Annotated in this window: 17 protein-coding genes; 7 read left to right on the top strand and 10 right to left on the bottom strand. The window is 71.3% G+C overall.

Annotation, left to right across the window (positions count from 1 at the left end; all coding sequences use genetic code 11):
* Nucleotides 1–169 precede the first annotated feature (169 nt).
* Nucleotides 170–1,000, bottom strand: coding sequence for an alpha/beta fold hydrolase (locus tag QC385_RS31990; RefSeq protein WP_279544841.1), 831 nt, complete (start codon nucleotides 998–1,000; stop codon nucleotides 170–172).
* 152 nt (nucleotides 1,001–1,152) lie between these two features.
* Between QC385_RS31990 and QC385_RS31995 the strand changes: the two genes are divergently transcribed.
* On the top strand, nucleotides 1,153–3,198 hold the full coding sequence (locus tag QC385_RS31995; RefSeq protein ID WP_279544842.1) for a SpoIIE family protein phosphatase: 2,046 nt from the start codon (nucleotides 1,153–1,155) through the stop codon (nucleotides 3,196–3,198).
* A gap of 214 nt (nucleotides 3,199–3,412) precedes the next feature.
* On the opposite strand, the gene QC385_RS32000 is transcribed toward QC385_RS31995, so the two are convergent.
* Together QC385_RS32000 and QC385_RS32005 are read right to left on the bottom strand one after the other, a co-directional pair.
* Nucleotides 3,413–3,721: a putative quinol monooxygenase gene (locus QC385_RS32000; RefSeq protein WP_279544843.1), complete on the bottom strand. Its 309-nt coding sequence runs from the start codon at nucleotides 3,719–3,721 to the stop codon at nucleotides 3,413–3,415.
* A 14-nt stretch (nucleotides 3,722–3,735) separates the two neighbouring features.
* Complete coding sequence (locus QC385_RS32005) at nucleotides 3,736–3,915, bottom strand: hypothetical protein (RefSeq protein ID WP_279544844.1); 180 nt, start codon at nucleotides 3,913–3,915, stop codon at nucleotides 3,736–3,738.
* Nucleotides 3,916–4,050: 135 nt separating this feature from the next.
* Here QC385_RS32005 and QC385_RS32010 point away from each other — a divergent pair, with 135 nt between their 5' ends.
* The 4 genes from QC385_RS32010 (at nucleotide 4,051) to QC385_RS32025 (ending at nucleotide 8,180) form a co-directional block, all read left to right on the top strand.
* Entirely contained in the window at nucleotides 4,051–5,067 is a 1,017-nt protein-coding gene (locus QC385_RS32010; RefSeq protein ID WP_279544845.1) for a sugar ABC transporter substrate-binding protein, read from the top strand.
* A 157-nt stretch (nucleotides 5,068–5,224) separates the two neighbouring features.
* The gene (locus tag QC385_RS32015; RefSeq protein ID WP_193503441.1) at nucleotides 5,225–6,250 is read left to right on the top strand and encodes an ABC transporter permease; all 1,026 of its coding nucleotides are present in this window, start codon (nucleotides 5,225–5,227) and stop codon (nucleotides 6,248–6,250) included.
* Nucleotides 6,247–7,080 carry an ATP-binding cassette domain-containing protein gene (locus tag QC385_RS32020; protein WP_279544846.1) on the top strand — a complete coding sequence of 278 codons (834 nt, stop codon included), beginning with the start codon at nucleotides 6,247–6,249 and terminating at the stop codon, nucleotides 7,078–7,080. Before QC385_RS32015 ends, QC385_RS32020 begins: the two co-directional genes overlap by 4 nt.
* A gap of 77 nt (nucleotides 7,081–7,157) precedes the next feature.
* Complete coding sequence (locus QC385_RS32025; RefSeq protein ID WP_279544847.1) at nucleotides 7,158–8,180, top strand: LacI family DNA-binding transcriptional regulator; 1,023 nt, start codon at nucleotides 7,158–7,160, stop codon at nucleotides 8,178–8,180.
* A gap of 11 nt (nucleotides 8,181–8,191) precedes the next feature.
* Here QC385_RS32025 and QC385_RS32030 read toward each other — a convergent pair whose 3' ends face one another.
* The 4 genes from QC385_RS32030 to QC385_RS32045 form a co-directional block, all read right to left on the bottom strand.
* The gene (locus QC385_RS32030; RefSeq protein WP_279544848.1) at nucleotides 8,192–8,701 is read right to left on the bottom strand and encodes an O-acetyl-ADP-ribose deacetylase; all 510 of its coding nucleotides are present in this window, start codon (nucleotides 8,699–8,701) and stop codon (nucleotides 8,192–8,194) included.
* On the bottom strand, nucleotides 8,698–10,107 hold the full coding sequence (locus QC385_RS32035; RefSeq protein ID WP_279544849.1) for a phytoene desaturase family protein: 1,410 nt from the start codon (nucleotides 10,105–10,107) through the stop codon (nucleotides 8,698–8,700). Before QC385_RS32035 ends, QC385_RS32030 begins: the two co-directional genes overlap by 4 nt.
* 150 nt (nucleotides 10,108–10,257) lie before the next feature.
* Nucleotides 10,258–11,103, bottom strand: coding sequence for an inositol monophosphatase family protein (locus tag QC385_RS32040; RefSeq protein WP_279544850.1), 846 nt, complete (start codon nucleotides 11,101–11,103; stop codon nucleotides 10,258–10,260).
* A 135-nt stretch (nucleotides 11,104–11,238) separates the two neighbouring features.
* The gene (locus QC385_RS32045; RefSeq protein ID WP_279544851.1) at nucleotides 11,239–13,065 is read right to left on the bottom strand and encodes a gamma-glutamyltransferase family protein; all 1,827 of its coding nucleotides are present in this window, start codon (nucleotides 13,063–13,065) and stop codon (nucleotides 11,239–11,241) included.
* A gap of 88 nt (nucleotides 13,066–13,153) precedes the next feature.
* On the opposite strand from QC385_RS32045, the gene QC385_RS32050 reads away from it, so the two are divergent.
* Entirely contained in the window at nucleotides 13,154–13,846 is a 693-nt protein-coding gene (locus QC385_RS32050; RefSeq protein WP_279544852.1) for a CPBP family intramembrane glutamic endopeptidase, read from the top strand.
* A 10-nt stretch (nucleotides 13,847–13,856) separates the two neighbouring features.
* Here the strand turns inward: QC385_RS32050 and QC385_RS32055 are convergent, their stop codons facing one another.
* Nucleotides 13,857–14,366 carry a DinB family protein gene (locus QC385_RS32055; protein ID WP_279544853.1) on the bottom strand — a complete coding sequence of 170 codons (510 nt, stop codon included), beginning with the start codon at nucleotides 14,364–14,366 and terminating at the stop codon, nucleotides 13,857–13,859.
* A 224-nt stretch (nucleotides 14,367–14,590) separates the two neighbouring features.
* Here QC385_RS32055 and QC385_RS32060 point away from each other — a divergent pair, with 224 nt between their 5' ends.
* Nucleotides 14,591–15,259 carry a hypothetical protein gene (locus QC385_RS32060; protein ID WP_279544854.1) on the top strand — a complete coding sequence of 223 codons (669 nt, stop codon included), beginning with the start codon at nucleotides 14,591–14,593 and terminating at the stop codon, nucleotides 15,257–15,259.
* A 26-nt stretch (nucleotides 15,260–15,285) separates the two neighbouring features.
* On the opposite strand, the gene QC385_RS32065 is transcribed toward QC385_RS32060, so the two are convergent.
* Nucleotides 15,286–16,812: an NCS1 family nucleobase:cation symporter-1 gene (locus QC385_RS32065; RefSeq protein WP_279544855.1), complete on the bottom strand. Its 1,527-nt coding sequence runs from the start codon at nucleotides 16,810–16,812 to the stop codon at nucleotides 15,286–15,288.
* A 134-nt stretch (nucleotides 16,813–16,946) separates the two neighbouring features.
* Nucleotides 16,947–17,969, bottom strand: a complete 1,023-nt coding sequence (locus tag QC385_RS32070) for a TIGR03842 family LLM class F420-dependent oxidoreductase (RefSeq protein WP_279544856.1) — start codon at nucleotides 17,967–17,969, stop codon at nucleotides 16,947–16,949.
* Between the last annotated feature and the right edge of the window lie 8 nt (nucleotides 17,970–17,977).

Genomic DNA, 17,977 nt, shown 5'->3' on the forward strand with positions numbered 1-17,977 from the left:
TGCCGTGATGGGCGTTTCTGTTGGGACACGTGCAACTGACGGTGACGGAGCAACTGCTGAGCAGGCACACCCTAGGACTCGAACACAATCGAAGCAATGACCCCGTCGGACTTTGTGCGGTCCTGATGGTTCTCTCGCGTCAGGCGCCTTCGGGCCCCTTCAGGACGCTTCAGGCTCCGAGGAAGGTGAGCACCTCGCTCGTCAGCCGGGCGGGGGCGTCCAGGGGGACGAGGTGGCCGGACTCCGGGACGGGCACCAGCCGCGCGCCCGGGATCAGGGCGGCCAGCTCCTGCCCCTTGGCGAAGGGGATCCAGGTGTCCTCGGTGCCCCAGCAGACCGTCACGGGCAGGTCGAGGGTGGGATACAGCGGCTGGATGTCGTCGGTGTAGCGCTGGTCGGCCTGCGCGATCTGCCGGTAGAAGGCGGCCTGGCCCCGCTCCCCCGTCCAGGGCCGCACGAGCGCGTCCAGCGTGGCGGGCCGCAGGCCGGTGTGGCTCGCGGACGTGACGTACTCGCGCACCAGGGCCTGGTGCAGCGCGGCCGGGAGCTGTTCGAAGACGTGGCTGTGCTCGCCGACCAGCTGGAAGAAGGAGGTGCCCCAGGGTTCCAGGGCGACCGCGTCGACCAGGGCGAGCCGCCGGTAGCGGGCCCCGTGCAGCAGATGGGCGCGCAGGGCCACGCACCCGCCGAAGTCATGCGCGACGACGGACGGCTCCTCCAGGCCCCAGTGCGCGAGCAGCTCGGTGAAGATCCGGCCCTGGGCCGCCAGTGAGACGTCCTGGTCCGGGTGCATGTCGGAGGTGCCGTAGCCCGCCATGTCCCACACGTGCACGTGGTGCCCGGCGGCGGCGAACGCGGGAGCGATCTCGTGCCACACGTACGAGGAGAAGGGCGTCCCGTGCAGCAGCACGACCGGCTCGCCGCCGGGATCCCCGAGCCGGTCCCAGCGCACGGTCCCCGACGTGGTGGCCAGGCTCTCCCGCAACGTCCAGTCAGCCAAGATCCCCGCTCCCTCTCTCCGTGTACCGACCCACGACTATTTGTCATTTCGGCGCGACAGTGTCGCTTCTCCGACCGTAATGTGACCTCATCGGACAGCCTGCGCAACAGATCTTGGCCGGACCTTTTGCCGCGCCGGAAGGAGCGGCTCGGATGAACGGGTATGCGACCCCGGATCGCGACGCCGTCACGGCCGCGCCCGGTGGGCTGCTGGACCTGCTGAAGGTCGCGGCCGTGGTCCTGGACGGCGGCGGGCACATCGCGCTGTGGAGCCCCGAGATCGAGCAGCTGCTCGGCTACACCGCCGAGGAGGCCCTGCGGCAACGCGCCGACACCCTCCTGGTCGCGCCCGAGAACCGCCACCGGGGCAGGGAGCTGTTCGCCCAGGTCAGATCGGGCGACCGCTGGGCCGGTGTCTTCCCACTGCGGCACCGCGACGGTACGGAACGCGCCGTGGAGTTCCGCACGATGCGGCTCCTCGACAGCGAGGGACAGCCCCACCTGCTGGGACTCGCCACGGACGCGACGACGGTACGGAAGGTGGAGCGGGACCTCGCCCTCTCGCACAGCCTCGTCCACCAGACCCCGCTCGGCATCGCCGTCTTCGACAACGACCTGCGCTGGGTCGGGGTCAACCCCGCGCTGGAGCGGATCAACGGCGTGCCCGAGGAGGCGGTGCTGGGCCGCCGGCTCGGCGAGGTGCTGCCCGGCCTGGACGTCGAGGTCATCGAGACCCGGATGCGGCACGTCCTCAAGACCGGCAGACCCCTGCTCGACCAGCAGACCATCGGCCGCACCGCGGGGGACGAACAGGATCGCGCCTACTCGGAGTCGTACCACCGCATCGAGGACACCGACGGCCGGGTGCTCGGTCTCGCGATGGCCGTGCTGGACGTCACCGAGCGCCAGCAGGCCGCGGCCGAGGTCGCGCAGGCACGCCAGCACCTGTCGGTGATCGCCGACGCCGGGGTGCGGATCGGCACCACGCTGGACCTTCAGCAGACCGCCCGGGAGCTGGCCGACGTGGTGGTGTCGCACCTCGCGGACCTGGCCGCCGTGGACGTCCTGGAGTCGGTCGTGGCCCACGGCACCATCGCGCCGGTGTTGGGCGGCGCGCCCGCCGAGTTCCGGGCACTGGCCGTCGCGGCGGGCTACCCGACCGACGCCATCCACGCCGCCGACCCGGTCGGCGAACTGGCCACCTACGGTTCCTCTCGGATGATCACGCAGTGCGTCCGCAGGGCCCGCCCGGTCCTGGTGGAGCACGTGGACCCCAGGATGATGCGGCGCCTGGCCCGGGACGCGCGGGCCGCCCAGACCCTGCGCGAGGCCGGCGCGCACTCCTACATGGCGGTGCCGCTGATGGCCCGGGGCAAGGTCCTCGGCACCCTCACCCTGTACCGCACGGTCGACGAACGCGCCTTCGACGACCGGGACCGGGTGCTCGCCTCCGAGCTCGCCGCGCGCGCCGCGATCTGCATCGACAACGCCCGCCTCTACGGCCGGGAACGCGGCACCGCCCTGACGCTCCAGCGCAGCCTGCTCCCGACCACGCCCGCCGAGCGGGAGGGGCTCGACATCGCCGCCCGCTACCGCCCGGCGCTCAGCGAGGTCGGCGGCGACTGGTACGACGTACTGCCGCTGGGCCCGGGCCGCACCGGGCTGGTGGTGGGGGACGTCATGGGCAAGGGCGTCCAGGCCGCGGCGATCATGGGGCAGCTGAGCACGGCGACGCGGGCGCTGGCCCGGCTGGACCTGCCGCCCGCCGAGCTGCTGCGGCACCTCGACGACATCGCCGGTTCGCTCGGCGACGCGATCGCCACGTGCGTGTACGCGGTGTGCGACCTGCGGGCCGGTGTCTGCTCGCTGTCCAGCGCCGGACACCTGCCGCCCGTGCTCGCCGGGCCGGACGGCGGCGCGGCACTCGTCGACGTACCCGGCGGCGTGCCGCTGGGGGTGGGCGGCGTGGAGTTCGGCACCGTGGAGGTGGAGCTCGCGCCGGGCTCCCTGCTCGCCCTGTACACCGACGGGCTGGTCGAGAAGCGCGGGGAGCCGATCGACACCGGCCTCACCACACTGACCCGCCTCCTCGGGAACGCGGGGCCCAGCCTGCAACGGACCAGTGACAGCCTCCTCGGCGCGCTGAGCCCGGAGCCCGACGACGACGTCGCGCTGCTGCTGGTCCGTACTCGCCCCTGAGCGCGCGGTGGCAACTGTTAGCATGTTTGGGTGAGTTACGTCTTCTACATCTGATCCGGGCCACCGGCTCCGCCCCTCGCATGCCCTGACGACCACGGGCCGAGGCGCAGGGAGCCGCGACGTCGCCCACGGCCCGCCCCTTTTCCGGGCCGGCCGTCCGTCGGATCCGAAGGCCCGCTGCCATCCCCGCCGAAGCGGGGTGAAGTGTGCCTCCTTAACGAGATCGATGCGTGGCCAGGGGATCGAGGAACGTCAGTACCGAGGCGTCCTCCTCGATCAGCGGGGTGAGGGCGGCGTTGAACGGGGCGCCGTAGGGGGCGTCCAGGTGTGCCTTGAAAGCGTCCTCGTCCCGGTAGACCTCGAAGATCCAGTAGGCGCGCGGGTCGGCCGCCTTGGTGTAGACGTCGAAGGCCAGGTTGCCTTCCTCTTCGCGTACCTTCACGGCGTAGTCCCGTATCAGGGCGGCGACCTCGTCCTCCGCTCCCTCTCGGGCGGTGAACTCGGCGAGCAGGGTTTTCGTCATGGTTCCCTGTCCTTTCAGTGGGTGGAGTCGAGGCGCCGGACGAGGGCCTCGTCCGGCACGAACCGCGCCGGCTGGTCGTGCCACGGCGGGTTCGGGCGTTGGGACGCGCCGGTGAAACGGGCACGTTGCGGGCGGTTGCTGGACCGGTTCGGGCGGGTGGCGGCCACGGCGTTGCCGATTTGTGACGGGTGCAAGGCATTGACGTTGCCTGGAGGCGGAGTCCATCATCCTCGCCAAGCAGTGTCAACGCTGACATGAGTCAACGATGACACCTCGGGCGGCATGCGCCCGATGCCGGCCGCTCGTCCGCAATCCCGCAGGAGTCGTTCATGTCACGTATCTCTCGTCTGCCTTCCTCCTTGCTCAGAGCCGCCGCGTGCACGGGCATCGCGGCCCTCACCCTGACCGCCTGTGGATCCGGATCCGGATCGGGCACGGCGAACGCCGGATCGGGCAGCGTCAAGGTCGGTCTGATCACCAAGACCGACACCAACCCGTTCTTCGTGAAGATGAAGGAAGGCGCGGAGAAGGCCGCCAAGGACAACGGTGTCGAACTGTCCACCGCGGCGGGCAAGTTCGACGGGGACAACGCCGGTCAGGTCACCGCCATCGAGAACATGGTCGCCGCCGGAGTGAAGGGCATCCTGATCACGCCGAGTGACTCCAAGGCGATCGTGCCGGCGATCGAGAAGGCCAAGGCCAAGGGTGTTCTGGTCATCGCCCTGGACACCCCGACCGACCCGGAAAGCGCGGTCGACGCCCTCTTCGCCACCGACAACCTCAAGGCGGGCGAGCTGATCGGCCAGTACGCCAAGGCCGCGATGAAGGGCAAGACCGCGAAGATAGCCGCCCTCGACCTCGCGCCGGGTGTGTCCGTCGGCGTTCAGCGGCACAACGGTTTCCTCAAGGGCTTCGGCGCCACCGACAAGGACGTCGCCTGTGCTCAGGACACCGGCGGCGACCAGTCCAAGGGCCAGACGGCAATGGAGAACTGTCTCCAGAAGGAACCCGGCATCAACGTCGTCTACACCATCAACGAACCCGCCGCGCTGGGCGCGTACACCGCGCTGAAGGCCAAGGGCCGGGAGAAGGACGTGCTGATCGTCTCTGTCGACGGCGGCTGCACGGGCACCCAGGCCGTCAAGGACGGCAAGATCGCCGCGACCTCGCAGCAGTACCCGCTCAAGATGGCCGCCGAGGGCGTCAAGGCAGTCGCGACGTACGCCAAGGACGGCAAGAAGGCGTCGGGTTACACCGACACCGGCGTCACCCTGATCACCGACAAGGCGCAGGACGGGGTCACGTCCAAGGACACCGCCTACGGCCTGGACAACTGCTGGGGCTGAGCCGCCGGCACCCGGCAGGCACCCTAGCTGCCGCCGTTCGAGACCCCTCAGCGGGGCGGCCGGCCCCTCCTCCCCGGCCGGGGACGGCCGCCCCCCTCGTCCTCCTGCCGTCCGACAAGGACCGACAAGGACTTCTGTCTTCCGACAAGGACCTCGCATGACCGCCACGTCCACGCCTCCGTCCACTCCACCTTCCACGTCAACGCCGTACGCCGAGCTCAAAGCGCCGACCACGGTCCGCAGACTGCTCACGCAACCGACCACCGGCCCGCTGGCCGCCCTCCTCCTGGCCTGTGTCTTCTTCTCCGTCTCGACCGACCAGTTCCTCACCGGCGGGAACTTCTCGCTGATCGTGCAGCAGGTCATGGTCGTCGGCACCCTGGCCATCGGCCAGACGCTGATCATCCTCACGGCGGGCATCGACCTGTCGTGCGGAGCCGTGATGGCGTTCGGCAGCATCGTGATCGCCAAGATGGCGGCCGAGGGCTCCCTGCCGCCGCTCGCCGCGATCGCGCTGGGCCTGGTCGTCTGCGGAGGCTTCGGCCTGCTCAACGGCGCGCTGGTGCAGAAGATCCCGCTGCCGCCGTTCATCGTCACCCTCGGCATGCTCAACGTGGCGTTCGCGCTGACCCACATCTACTCCGAGGAGCAGACGGTCACCAACCTGCCGGGCCCGCTGACGGCTCTCGGGCAGACCTTCCCGCTCGGGAACACCGACATCACGTACGGCTCGTTGGTCACCATCGCCCTGTTCCTGCTCCTCGCCTACGCGCTGAGCAGCACCGGCTGGGGCCGGCACGTCTACGCCCTGGGCAACAGCCCGGAAGCGGCCCGGCTGAACGGCATCCGCACCTCCCGCCTGACCATCGGCGTCTACACCGCGGCCGGCATCCTCTACGGCATCGCCGCCCTGCTGCTCATCTCCCGCACCGGCGTGGGCGACCCCCAGGCCGGCCAGACCGACAACCTCGACAGCATCACCGCCGTGGTCCTCGGCGGCACCAGCCTCTTCGGCGGACGCGGCTCGGTCCTGGGCACGTTCATCGGCGTCCTCATCGTCGGCGTCTTCCGCAACGGCCTTCAGCTGATGGGCGTCGCCTCCATCTACCAGACCCTCATCACCGGAGTCCTGGTGATCCTCGCGGTGACCGTGGACCAGATCTCCCGGAAGAAGGCCCGATGACCACCACCACTGAGACCCCCGTTCTGCAGGCCCGCGGTCTGGTCAAGCGCTACGGCCACGTCACCGCGATCGACGGCGCCGACTTCGACCTGCTGCCCGGCGAGGTCCTCGCCGTCATCGGCGACAACGGCGCCGGCAAGACCAGCCTCATCAAGGCCCTCACCGGCGCGGTGGTCCCCGACGCGGGCGAGATACGCCTGAACGGCGAACCCATCACCTTCTCCGGCCCGCAGAGCGCACGCGCCCACGGCATCGAGACGGTCTATCAGGACCTGGCCGTGGCCGCCTCCATGGACATCGCCTCCAACATGTTCCTCGGCCGCGAACTGCGCCGTCCCGGCGTCCTCGGCAGCGCCTTCCGCATGCTCGACAAGAAGCGCATGCGCCAGGAGGCCGCCGAACACATGGCCGACCTGAAGATCGGCCTGCGCTCGCTGACCCAGTCGGTCGAGACGCTCTCCGGCGGGCAGCGGCAGGCCGTCGCGGTCGCCCGCGCCGTCGCCTGGGCCCGCAGTGTCGTCGTCATGGACGAACCCACCGCCGCCCTCGGCGTCAAGGAGTCCGGACAGGTCCTCGACCTCATCCGCCGCGTCCGTGACAAGGGCATGCCGGTCGTCCTGATCAGCCACAACATGCCCCACGTCTTCGAGATCGCCGACCGGATCCACGTCCACCGGCTGGGCAGGCGCGCCGCCGTGATCAAGCCCTCCGACTACTCCATGGCGGAGGTCGTCGCCATCATGACCGGCGCGCTCAGCGTCGACGAGGCCGGAGATACTGTCGTAGCGGATTCCGCGGCGGCGAAAGCCGCCGGAGTCCAGGCCACCTGACAGCTCAACCCCGCTCTCGCACGTTCCGGCCGAGGCCGCGGCCGGAGCCCGGGAGCACTCAGGAGACGGTTTCCTCCATGGCAGCGAGCCGCCGCCCCACCCTTGCCGATGTCGCACGAGAAGTCGGCGTCAGCGCCAAGACAGTCTCGCGCGTCCTCAACGAGGACGGTCCCGTCTCGGCGCAGACGCGGGAACACGTACTCGCCGCGGTTGCCAAGCTGGGCTTCCAGCCGAACCTCATGGCACGCAACATGCGCGTCGGCGGCCCGGACACCACCATCGGACTGGTCACCCCCGACCTCGCCAACCCCTTCTTCGGAGCCGTGGCCCGCGCCATCGAGGACACGGTCCGCGAACGCGGACTGACCCTGCTCATGGGGTCGTCCGCGGACGACCCCGACCGCGAGCGCGCCCTGACGGACAAGTTCCTCGCCCGTCGCGTCAGCATCCTCATCGTCGTGCCGTCCGTCGGCGCCGACCACTCCCACCTCAAATCCCATCGCACGGCGGGGCTGCCCATCGTCTTCCTCGACCGCCCAGGAGTCGGCCTGCCCACGGACAGCGTCGTCAGTTCCAACCGTGCCGGGGCCCAGGAAGGCGTCGCCCACCTCATCGCCCACGGCCACCGCCGCATCGGATTCGTCGGCGACCTGCCCGTCAAGCTGTACACCCGCCGCGAACGCCTCGCCGGATACCGCGCGGCCCTGCGGGCAGCCGACCTTCCTCACGACCGCTCGCTCGTCGCCAACGCCCACGACCAGCCAGGGGCCGAGGCCGCGACCGCCCAACTCCTCGAACTGGCCGATCCCCCCACTGCCCTGTTCGCCGGGAACAACATCATGGCGCTCGGCATAGTCGCCGAACTCGCCCGCAGCAAGCGCAAGGACGTGGCAGTCGTCGCCTTCGACGACGTCTCACTCGCCGAGGCACTCGAACCGGCCCTGACCGTCGTGGCGCAGGACCCCGAAGAGCTCGGCCGCAACGCCGCGGCCACCGCCCTGGCCCGCCTCGACGGCGACCGCTCCCGGGCTCGCACCATCACCGTTCCCACTCGGCTGATCGTCCGGGGTTCGGGGGAGCAACCTGCGCCCAAGCTGTAGGGCCGCCGGCGTCAGCGCAGTTGCCGGGCGAACGCCTCGTACGCCCGCTCGTCGAAGAGGACGAACCTGACCTCCTCGACGTCCGTCCGCGCCCCGCGCACCGTGTCCACCGCGATGCGCGCGGCGTCCTCCAGCGGATAGCGGTAGACGCCGGTGGAGATCGCCGGGAAGGCGACGGTCCGGGCGCCGAGTTCGTCGGCGATGCGGAGGGACTCGCGGTAGCAGGAAGCCAGGAGGGCGGAGCGGTCCTCGGTCGCGCTGAAGACGGGGCCGACCGTGTGGATGACCCAGCGGGCGTCCAGGTCGCCCGCCGTGGTGGCGACCGCCTGGCCGGTGGCGAGGCCTTTGCCGTAGTGGGAGGCGCGCAGCTTCCTGCACTCCGCCAGGATGGCGGGGCCGCCGCGCCGGTGGATCGCTCCGTCGACCCCTCCCCCGCCCAGCAGCGAGGAGTTGGCCGCGTTGACGATGGCGTCGACGCTCTCGCGTGTGATGTCGCCCTGGACCAGTTCGATGGTGGTCATGTCTGCCTCAGCCGCTTCCAGACGGCCTTCGCCGCGTTGTGCCCCGACATGCCGTGCACGCCGGGGCCCGGCGGGGTCGCCGACGAGCAGATGAAGACGGCCGGGTGGGGGGTGTGGTACGGGAACAGGGTCGGTTTGGGGCGCAGCAGGATCTGGAGGCCGGAGACCGCGCCGGAGGCGATGTCGCCGCCGACGTAGTTGGCGTTGCGGGCGGCGAGTTGGGGCGGGCCCGCGGTGGCGCGGGCCAGGACGCGGTCGCGGAACCCCGGGGCGAACCGCTCCAGTTGGCGCTCGATGGCGTCGGTCAGGTCGCCGGTCCAGCCGTGCGGGACGTGGCCGTAGGCCCAGAAGACGTGTTTGCCGGCCGGGGCCCGGGTGGGGTCGACGACGCTCGGCTGGACCGTGATCAGGAACGGCTTGTCGGGGGCCCGGCCCTCCCGGGACGCCGCGCGCAGTGCGGTGCCGATCTCCGCGCTGCTGGCGCCGATCTGCACCGTGCCGGCGACGCGGGCCTCCTTCGCGGTCCACGGCACGGGGCCGTCGAGCGCGTAGTCGATCTTGAAGGCGCCCGGTCCGTAGCGGTAGTCCGCGTAGTGGTTGCCGAAGCCGGCGATGCGGGCCAGGGCGGTGGGCGAGGTGTCGAAGACGTACGCGCGGGCCGGCGGCAGGTCGTCGAGGCGCTTGACCTCGTAGTCGGTGTGGACGCTGCCGCCGAGGTCGCGCAGGTAGGCGGTGAGGGCGTCGGAGATGGCCTGGGAGCCGCCGCGGGCGACGGGCCAGCCGCGGGCGTGTGCCGCCAGGGCGAAGACCAGGCCGATGGCGCTGGTGGCCAAGCCGCCGAGCGGTGCCATGACATGCGCGACGAGCCCGGCGAACAGCGTCCTGGCCGGTTCGTCGCGGAAGCGGCGCATCAGCAGGGTCGACGGGGGCAGGCCGACCAGGCCGAAGCGGGCGAGGGTGACCGGGTCGCGGGGCAGCGCGGTGAGCGGCAGGGACATGAAGTCGCGGACCAGCGCGTCCCACCTGGGCAGGAAGGGCTCGACGAGCCTGCGGTACGTCCCGGCGTCGCGCGGCCCGAAGGAGGCGGCCGTCTCGCCCACCGACCGGGCCAGTACGGCCGCCGAGCCGTCCGGGAACGGGTGCGCCATGGGCAGCTCGGCGTGCAGCCATTCCAGGCCGTAGCGCTCCAGCGGCAGGGCCCGGAACGCGGGTGAGTTGATGGCGAGCGGGTGCGCCGCGGCGCACGGGTCGTGCCGGAAGCCCGGCAGGGTGAGCCCCTCGGTGCGGGCGCCGCCGCCCACCGTGCCCTGGGCCTCGAACACGGCGACGGAGAAGCCGCGGCGGGCCAGCTCCACGGCCGCGGTCAGTCCGTTCGGCCCCGCACCCACTACGACGGCATCGAGCATCGACGGCACCTTCGGACCCCTTCGTCAGCCGACGGCCACTGAGGATCAGGATAGGCCCGGGGACTGACAGTCACCGGGCGCGGGTGGATATGTGCGGGAAGGACGGCCGGAGCGCCACTTGGGCGACCGGACGGGCACGGTCCGTGACGGTCAGGCCCCGCCCGCGAGCAGGGCCACCACCCGGCGGGCCGTGGCCGCGTCGCGGGCCGCGGTGAAGGGCAGGGCGTTGCCGCCCGTGATGCGGAAGGGCTCGCCCTCGAGGGTCAGGTGGGCGCCGCCCGCCTCCTCCACCAGGAGCAGACCTGCCGCGTGGTCCCATGCGGCCTCCCATGAGAAGGCGGTGGCGTCGGACTCGCCCTGAGCGATGGCGAGATACTCCAGCCCGGCCGAGCCGCACGAGCGCGGTGCCACACCGTCGGCGCGCAGGCCGAGCAGGGCGTGCTTCTGCTCGTCCGTGGTGTAGTCCGGGTGGGAGGTGGCCACGCGCAGGTCCCGGCCGGGCTCGGGCACACCGGCGAACAGCCGCTCCCCGCCGAGGTAGGCGCCCTTGCCCCGCTGTGCGGTGGCGAGCCGGTCAGTGGCGGCGGCGTAGGTCCAGGACGCGAGCAGGGTGCCGCCGTGGGCCAGGGCGACCAGGGTGCAAAAACCCGGCTCGCCGCGCACGAACTGCCGTGTCCCGTCGACCGGGTCGACGATCCAGACCGGGGCCTCGCCGCGCAGCGCTTCGTAGGACGCCGGATTCGCGTGGACCGCCTCCTCGCCGACCACGACCGAGCCGGGCAGCAGGGCGACCAGGGCCTCGGTCAGGTACAGCTCGGCCTTGCGGTCGGCGTCCGTGACCAGGTCGTGCGGGCCGGCCTTCTGGTCCACCTCGTGTGCGGCGAGCCGGCGCCAGCGGGGCATGATTTCGGTGGCGGCCGCCCTGCGGATCTCCTCCTCGACGTCGGAGGCGTGCCGTGCGAGAAACTCTTCGATGGTTTCGGTGCTGTCGATCACCCCTCCATCACAACACGCGGCACTGACAATCCCCACCCGCCCGGTGCACTCCGGGTGGCACGGCGATGAACAGCGACGGGTCCCTGCGGTGCGAGGGGATACGGCGGGATGCGCGGTCAGGGGCATACGGCGGGATCACCGCCCGACCGCATACCCCTGCATGCCGCGCGGGTTCGCCGCCGCCGACAGGACGCCCGTCTCCGGGTCCCGCGCGACCGCGCACAGCCGGCCCTCCGACCAGGGGCCGCCGACGGTCACCTCGTGGCCGCGCCGCCGCAGCTCCTCGACGACGGCCGGGTCCGTGCGGGACTCCACGGTGACGCTCCCCGGGCGCATGCCGCGCGGGTAGAAGGAGCCGGGGAAGCTGTCGTTGTGCCAGTTCGGGGCGTCGATCGCGCCCTGGAGGTCCAGGCCGCCGCGCACCCGCGCGCGCAGCGCGACCGCCAGGAGGAAGTGCAGCTGCCACTGGTCCTGCTGGTCGCCGCCCGGTGTGCCGAACGCCATGACGGGCACGCCCTCGCGCAGGGCGATCGAGGGGGTCAGCGTGGTGCGGGGGCGGCGGCCGGGGGTGAGGGAGTTCGGCAGGCCCTCCTCCAGCCAGGCCATCTGGAGCCGGGTGCCGAGCGGGAAGCCGAGTTCGGGCACGACGGGGTTGGACTGGAGCCAGCCGCCGCTGGGCGTGGCCGAGACCATGTTGCCCCAGCGGTCGACGACGTCGAGGTGGCAGGTGTCGCCGCGGGTGGTCCCGTCGGCGGTGACCTCCGGTTCGCCCGGCACGGGGGACGCGGGACTCTTGGCGACCGTCGGCTCCCCGATGCCCAGGGCGTCGAAGCCCTCCTGGGCCGCGGCCGCCACGCGCGCGTGCGCGCACAGTCGCGGGGTGCGTCCGCCGGGGCTGCCGGGCCGCAGGTCGTGGCTCGCCTCCTCACCGACGAGGGCGCGGCGGGCCGCGTTATACCCCTCGGACAGCAGGTCGTCGAGCGGCACGCCGGCGGCGTCCCCGTACCAGGCCTCCCGGTCGGCCATGGCGAGTTTGCAGCCCTCGACCAGCAGGTGGACGTAGTCGGCCGAGCCGTACCGGGGCAGCTCGGGCGGGAGGAGGGCGAGCTGCTGGAGGAGGACCGGGCCCTGGCTCCAGGGGCCCGGCTTGCACACGGTCCAGCCGTTCCAGTCGTACGACACCGGTGTCTCGTAGGTCGCGGACCAGCCGGCGAGGTCGGCGGCCGTGAGGGTGCCGGTGTGGCGTTCGCCGCTGGTGTCCATGGTGGGCTGCCCGGCCTGCCGTACCAGGGCCTCGGCTATGAAGCCGGAGCGCCACACCTCCCGCGCGGCCTCGATCCGCGCCTCCCGGTCCCCGGCCCCGGCGGTCTGGGCGAGCAGGCGCTTCCAGGTGACGGCGAGCACGGGGTTGCGCAGCAGTTCGCCGGGGCGCGGGGCCTTTCCGCCGGGCAGGTAGACCTCCGCCGACGAGATCCATTCCGTCTCGAACAGCTCGCGCACGGTCTCGACGGTCTCGCCGACGCGCTCCACGGGCGCGTGCCCGTGCTCGGCGTATCCGATGGCGTACTTCAGGACGTCGTCGAGGGACTTGGTGCCGTGGTCGCGCAGCAGCACCATCCAGGCGTCGAACGCCCCCGGCACGGCGGCGGCGAGCGGCCCGGTGCCGGGCACGAGGTCGAGACCGAGGCCCCGGTAGTGGGCGACCGTCGCCCCGGCCGGTGCGACGCCCTGCCCGCACAGCACCCGTACCTCGCCGCCGGACGGGGCGAGCAGGATCGGCACCTCGCCGGCCGGGCCGTTGAGGTGCGGCTCGACGACATGCAGCACGAACGCGCCCGCCACGGCCGCGTCGTAGGCGTTGCCGCCGTCCTCCAGGACGGCCATCGCCGACTGCGAGGCGAGCCAGTGGGTGGAGGACACCATGCCGAAGGTGCCCTGGAGGGTGGGGCGGGTCGTGAACATAGGGCCTCTCATCTCGTTCACCTGTTTGCCGGTGATCTCCCTTCTCTACCCGGGCTGACGGAGCGGATAGCGGGATGCTGGAGTCACCATGCGGATGTTCTGTGTCCTCGCCGTCCTGGTGGCCGCGAACCTGCTCAACAACTGGCTCGCGCCCGACGCCTACGTACCCACCTGCGTGGCCGCGGCTGCCGCGCTGCTGCTGATCGCCCGGTGGGACGGTCTCACCCGCGCCGATCTCGGGCTCGACAAGGCGGCCCTGCACCGGGGGCTGCGGTGGTCATTTGTCCTGGTGGGCGCGGTTATCGCCGTTTTCCTGGCCGGGCTCGCCCTGCCGGTCACCAGGGAGGCCTTCGAGGACGAACGCGCCGTCGGCCTGACCGTGGGGAAACTGCTGTGGCGGGTGCTGATCCGGGTGCCGGTCGGCACCGTGCTGCTGGAGGAGATCGCCTTCCGCGGCGTCCTGTGGGCCATGGTGCGGCGTCGGCGCGGTACCGCCTGGGCCACCGCGGCGTCGTCATCGCTGTTCGGGCTCTGGCATGTGCTTCCCTCGCGCGGGCTGAGCCGGGCCAACGAGGCCGTGGCGGTCCTCGGCACCGGACCGGCGGGCACCGCGCTGTCGGTCGCGGCCGCCGTGGTCGCCACGACCGCCGCCGGGGTCGTCCTGTGCGAGCTGCGGCGCCGGTCCGGCAGTCTGCTGGCGCCCGCGTCGCTGCACTGGGCCCTCAACGGCTTCGGCTACGTGCTGGCCTGGGCCCTACCTCGATGGAGGGGCGTGCCGTGACAGCCCCGCGTCAGCCGTGGGATGTCGTGCCGCCGAGTACCTGCTCGCGGAGGATGTCGGCGTGGCCGCAGTGCTGGGCCAGTTCGCGCAGCGTGTGGAGGTAGACCCAACGCAGCGGCAGCGGGCCCCGGCGGTTGCCCGGGAGGAGGTCGTCCAGGGTCAGCTCCGCCGTGGCGCGACGGGATGCCGCGCATGCCTGCCGGTAGGCGTGCTGGACCGAGGCGACCGTGTCGTCGTCGTGGAGGTCGAAGGACTCGTCGGGCGAGCCGGGAATGCCGATCTCGGCACGGGACCGGCAGGTGATCCCCTCGTCGAACCAGACCTTCTCGACGAACGTGGCGTGCTTGACCAGGCCGAGCAGCGTGGTCTTGGACGTGACCAGTGACCGGCGTGCCTGCTCCTCGGTCAGCCCGTTCAGACTGTCGTGCAGCGCGGAGCGGTGCTCATCGAGGAACGTCTCGAACTGGTCGCGGAGCATTGCGTGGAAGACGGCGGGTTCCGTCGACGGCTGGAAGACCATGTCCGCAACGATAGGCCGCCCAGTTCCTGCGCGACCCGGGCGATGACAAACCGCCCAGTGACCGCCGAACCGACCGAAACCCCGGCCGCCCACAGTGAGTCACCGTCACCGCGCAGCCACGGAGCGAGTTCGCACTTTCGCACCACGGAGAGTCATGTGAAACTGTCGTCCCGTCCGCCGTGCGGACCTGATCCGCACCGTCCGTCCCCCACGAGAAGGGCGCCGTGCGTTCCATACCTCTGCCCCTGGCCCTGACCGCACGCCTGTCCCCGGTGGCCGTGCTCGCCGCGGCGGGCTGGGCACTGTCGTCCGGCCCGCTCGCCGCGCCGCAGGCCGCCGAGCACAAGCCGGCCGACGAGAAGACCGAGACCCAGTCCGCGTCCGCCCCGTCGACGTCGACGGCGCCGAAGACCTACTCGGCCGCGCCTGCGCCCTGCGACAGCGTCGCCAAGAAGACGGTCGAGTCGCTGGTGCCGGGTGCCAAGACGGCGGGGAAGGAGATCCCGTCCACGGACTCCGAGCTGCGCCGCACCTGCTCCTGGAACGCGCTCAAGGGGTACAACTACCGCTGGCTCGACGTGTCCTTCGAGGTGATGGAGTCGGACGAGGCGGCGGAGAAGGCCTACACGGGGCGCACCGAGGAGAAGAGCGGCGGAGGCGCCGTCCCCGGTCTGGGTGACACCGCGTACTCCATCGTCAACCTGACCACCGAGGACAGGCAGGAGACCCGCGAGGGCCAGGTGTTCGTCCGCGCGTCGAACGCGCTGGTGGTCATCACGTACAACGGCAGCGACTTCGAGTCGAAGAAGGCGCCGGGCACGGACACGATCAACAAGGGCGCCATCAAGGCCGCGAAGGAAGCGGTGGCCGCGCTGGAGGGCGGCAAGGACTGACCGTCCTCCAGCGTCCGCGTCAGCGCTCAGACGATGGTCCGGTCCCGGCCCCGTGCCGCCATCAGCACCAGGTACAGCAGCATCGACGTGCCCAGGCCCACCGCCCAGCCGTAGTCGGCGAGGCCGGCCAGGGCCGGGATGGGGCGGCCGTCGATCAGCGGCTTGAAGCTGGCGCCGCCGACGGCGAGGACGCCTCCGGCCACGAAGGCGACGACGGCCCGCCAGTTCCAGCCGCCCTCGTACCAGTAGCGGCCGCCCGTGCGGTACAGGTCGGCCAGGTCGAGCCGGGCGCGGCGCAGGATCCAGTAGTCGGCGATGAGGATGCCCGCGACGGTGCCGAGCAGGCCGCCGACCAGGCCGAGCCAGGTGAAGATGTAGCCCTGCGGGTCGGAGTACAGCTTCCACGGGAAGATCAGTACGCCGAGGACACAGGTGGCGAGGGCTCCGGCGCGGAAACTGATCTTCCGGGGCGCGATGTTGGAGAAGTCGAACGCGGGCGAGACCAGGTTGGCCGCGACGTTGACGGACAACGTCGCCACCAGGACGGTGACGAGGGCGAACAGCAGGCCCACCGTGTTGTCGGTCTTGGCCGCGAGCTGTACCGGGTCCCAGATCGCCTCGCCGTAGACGGCCTGCGAGCCGGAGGTGACCATCACGGAGAGGAACGCGAACAGCGTCATGGTCGTCGGCAGACCGAGGGCCTGACCCCACGTCTGCGCCTTCTGGCTCTTGCCGTAGCGGGTGAAGTCGGGGATGTTCAGCGACAGCGTGGACCAGAAACCGATCATGCCCATGAGCGCCGGAGCGAACAGCTTCCAGAAGTCCGGGCCCCAGCCGAGCTTCGACGGCTGGTCGAGCAGCGGGCCGAAGCCGCCCGCCTTGTCGCTCATCCACCACAGCATCACGAACGCGCCGACGAGCACGAAGGGCGCCGCCCAGTTCTCGAAGCGGCGGATGGTCTCCATGCCGCGGTAGATGATGACCACCTGGAGCGCCCAGAAGATCGCGAACGACAGCCACATGGTCCAGGCGTAGCCGCCGACCTTCGCCGCGTCCGTCCAGCCGTTGCCGACGAGCTTGCCGGCCAGGAAGTAGATGGCCTCGCCGCCGATCCAGGTCTGGATGCCGAACCAGCCGCACGCCACCAGCGCCCGTACGACGGCGGGCAGGTTGGCCCCGCGGATGCCGAAGGAGGCTCGGGCGAAGACCGGGAAGGGTATGCCGTACTTCGGTCCGGCGTGCCCGGTGAGCAGCATCGGTATCAGCACGATCACATTGGCCAGGGCGATGGTGAGCACCGCCTGCTTCCAGTCCATGCCGACGGCTATGAGTCCGGAGGCCAGGGTCCAGGAGGCCGTGTTGTGGGCCATGCCGACCCACAGCGCGGAGAAGTTGTACGTGGTCCAGGTGCGCTTCTCGACGGGGACCGGCAGCAGGTCCTCGTTGGCGTAGGGACCGGTCGGTGCCGGGGCGCCCGGGGCGATCTCCACCCGGCCGTCGGTGAGGGTGACTTGGGTGGGCGGCGGTGGGGCCGTGGGAGCGGTATCGGTCATGGGCCAGGCCAATCAGGGAGGTGGGACGGGAAAGGCCATGCGGGTGATGCCGATGGGGGGTGCGCTCGGGAGCGTCCTGGCCCCCCTTCCCGGGCCGAGGGGAAGGGGGAGGTCCGAGGGGTGCCGCGAAGGGGTCAGCCGTTGACGGCCGGGATGACCCGCGATCCGTACGTGTCGATCACGGCTTCCTGCGCGTCGTGCATGTCGTAGACGGCGAACTGGTCCACGCCGAGGGCGCGCAGCGCGGTCAGCTTCTCGACGTGCTTCTCGACCGGGCCGATCAGGCAGAACCGGTCGACGATCTCGTCGGGCACGAACTGGGTGTCGGGGTTGTCGGCGCGGCCGTGATGGGAGTAGTCGTAGCCCTCCCGCGCCTTGATGTAGTCGGTGAGTTCGTCGGGGACGGCGGCGGAGTGCTCGCCGTACTTGGACACCAGGTCGGCCACGTGGTTGCCGACCATCCCGCCGAACCACCGGCACTGGTCGCGCGCGTGCGCGAGCGCCTCGGGCGAGTCGTCCTCGGTGACGTAAGCCGGGGCGGCCACGCAGACGGTCACCGCCGAGGGGTCCCGGCCGGCGGCGACGGCCGCGTCCTTCACGGCCTTGACCATGTACTCGGTCAGATACAGGTCGGCCAGCTGGAGGATGAACCCGTCGGCCTCCTCGCCGGCCATCTTCAGGGCCTTGGGGCCGTACGCGGCCATCCACACGGGGAGTTCGGCGCCCGGCCCGATCCACGGGAACCGGACGACCGTGCCGCCGCCGAGGTCGGCCTCCTGGCCGCTGCCGAGGGCCCGGATGACCTTCATGGCCTCGCTGATCCGGGCCAGCGTGTTGGGCTTGCGGCCGGCCACGCGCATCGCCGAGTCGCCGCGGCCGATGCCGCAGACCGTGCGGTTGCCGTACATGTCGTTCAGGGTGGCGAAGGTGGAGGCGGTGACCTCCCAGGTGCGGGTGCCCGGGTTGGTCACCATCGGCCCGACCTTCAGCTTCGTGGTGTTGGCCAGGATCTGGCTGTAGATCACGAACGGTTCCTGCCACAGCACGGCGGAGTCGAAGGTCCAGCCGTAGGAGAATCCGTTCCGTTCCGCGCGTTTCATCAGGCTGATCACCCGCGAGGCCGGCGGGTCGGTCTGCAGGACGAGTCCGAAGTCCATCCGCACCA

Origin of the sequence: Streptomyces sp. DH10, assembly GCF_029813805.1 — a bacterium.
GTDB lineage: Bacteria > Actinomycetota > Actinomycetes > Streptomycetales > Streptomycetaceae > Streptomyces > Streptomyces coeruleofuscus.

Coding starts and splice junctions, on each gene's coding strand:
- QC385_RS32010 (WP_279544845.1), top strand. CDS start 4,051: ATGTCACGTATCTCTCGTCTGCCTTCCTCCTTGCTCAGAGCCGCCGCG.
- QC385_RS32055 (WP_279544853.1), bottom strand. CDS start 14,366: ATGGTCTTCCAGCCGTCGACGGAACCCGCCGTCTTCCACGCAATGCTC.
- QC385_RS32025 (WP_279544847.1), top strand. CDS start 7,158: ATGGCAGCGAGCCGCCGCCCCACCCTTGCCGATGTCGCACGAGAAGTC.
- QC385_RS32070 (WP_279544856.1), bottom strand. CDS start 17,969: ATGGACTTCGGACTCGTCCTGCAGACCGACCCGCCGGCCTCGCGGGTG.
- QC385_RS32000 (WP_279544843.1), bottom strand. CDS start 3,721: ATGACGAAAACCCTGCTCGCCGAGTTCACCGCCCGAGAGGGAGCGGAG.
- QC385_RS32020 (WP_279544846.1), top strand. CDS start 6,247: ATGACCACCACCACTGAGACCCCCGTTCTGCAGGCCCGCGGTCTGGTC.
- QC385_RS31995 (WP_279544842.1), top strand. CDS start 1,153: ATGAACGGGTATGCGACCCCGGATCGCGACGCCGTCACGGCCGCGCCC.
- QC385_RS32015 (WP_193503441.1), top strand. CDS start 5,225: ATGACCGCCACGTCCACGCCTCCGTCCACTCCACCTTCCACGTCAACG.
- QC385_RS32050 (WP_279544852.1), top strand. CDS start 13,154: ATGCGGATGTTCTGTGTCCTCGCCGTCCTGGTGGCCGCGAACCTGCTC.
- QC385_RS32030 (WP_279544848.1), bottom strand. CDS start 8,701: ATGACCACCATCGAACTGGTCCAGGGCGACATCACACGCGAGAGCGTC.
- QC385_RS32035 (WP_279544849.1), bottom strand. CDS start 10,107: ATGCTCGATGCCGTCGTAGTGGGTGCGGGGCCGAACGGACTGACCGCG.
- QC385_RS32045 (WP_279544851.1), bottom strand. CDS start 13,065: ATGTTCACGACCCGCCCCACCCTCCAGGGCACCTTCGGCATGGTGTCC.
- QC385_RS32065 (WP_279544855.1), bottom strand. CDS start 16,812: ATGACCGATACCGCTCCCACGGCCCCACCGCCGCCCACCCAAGTCACC.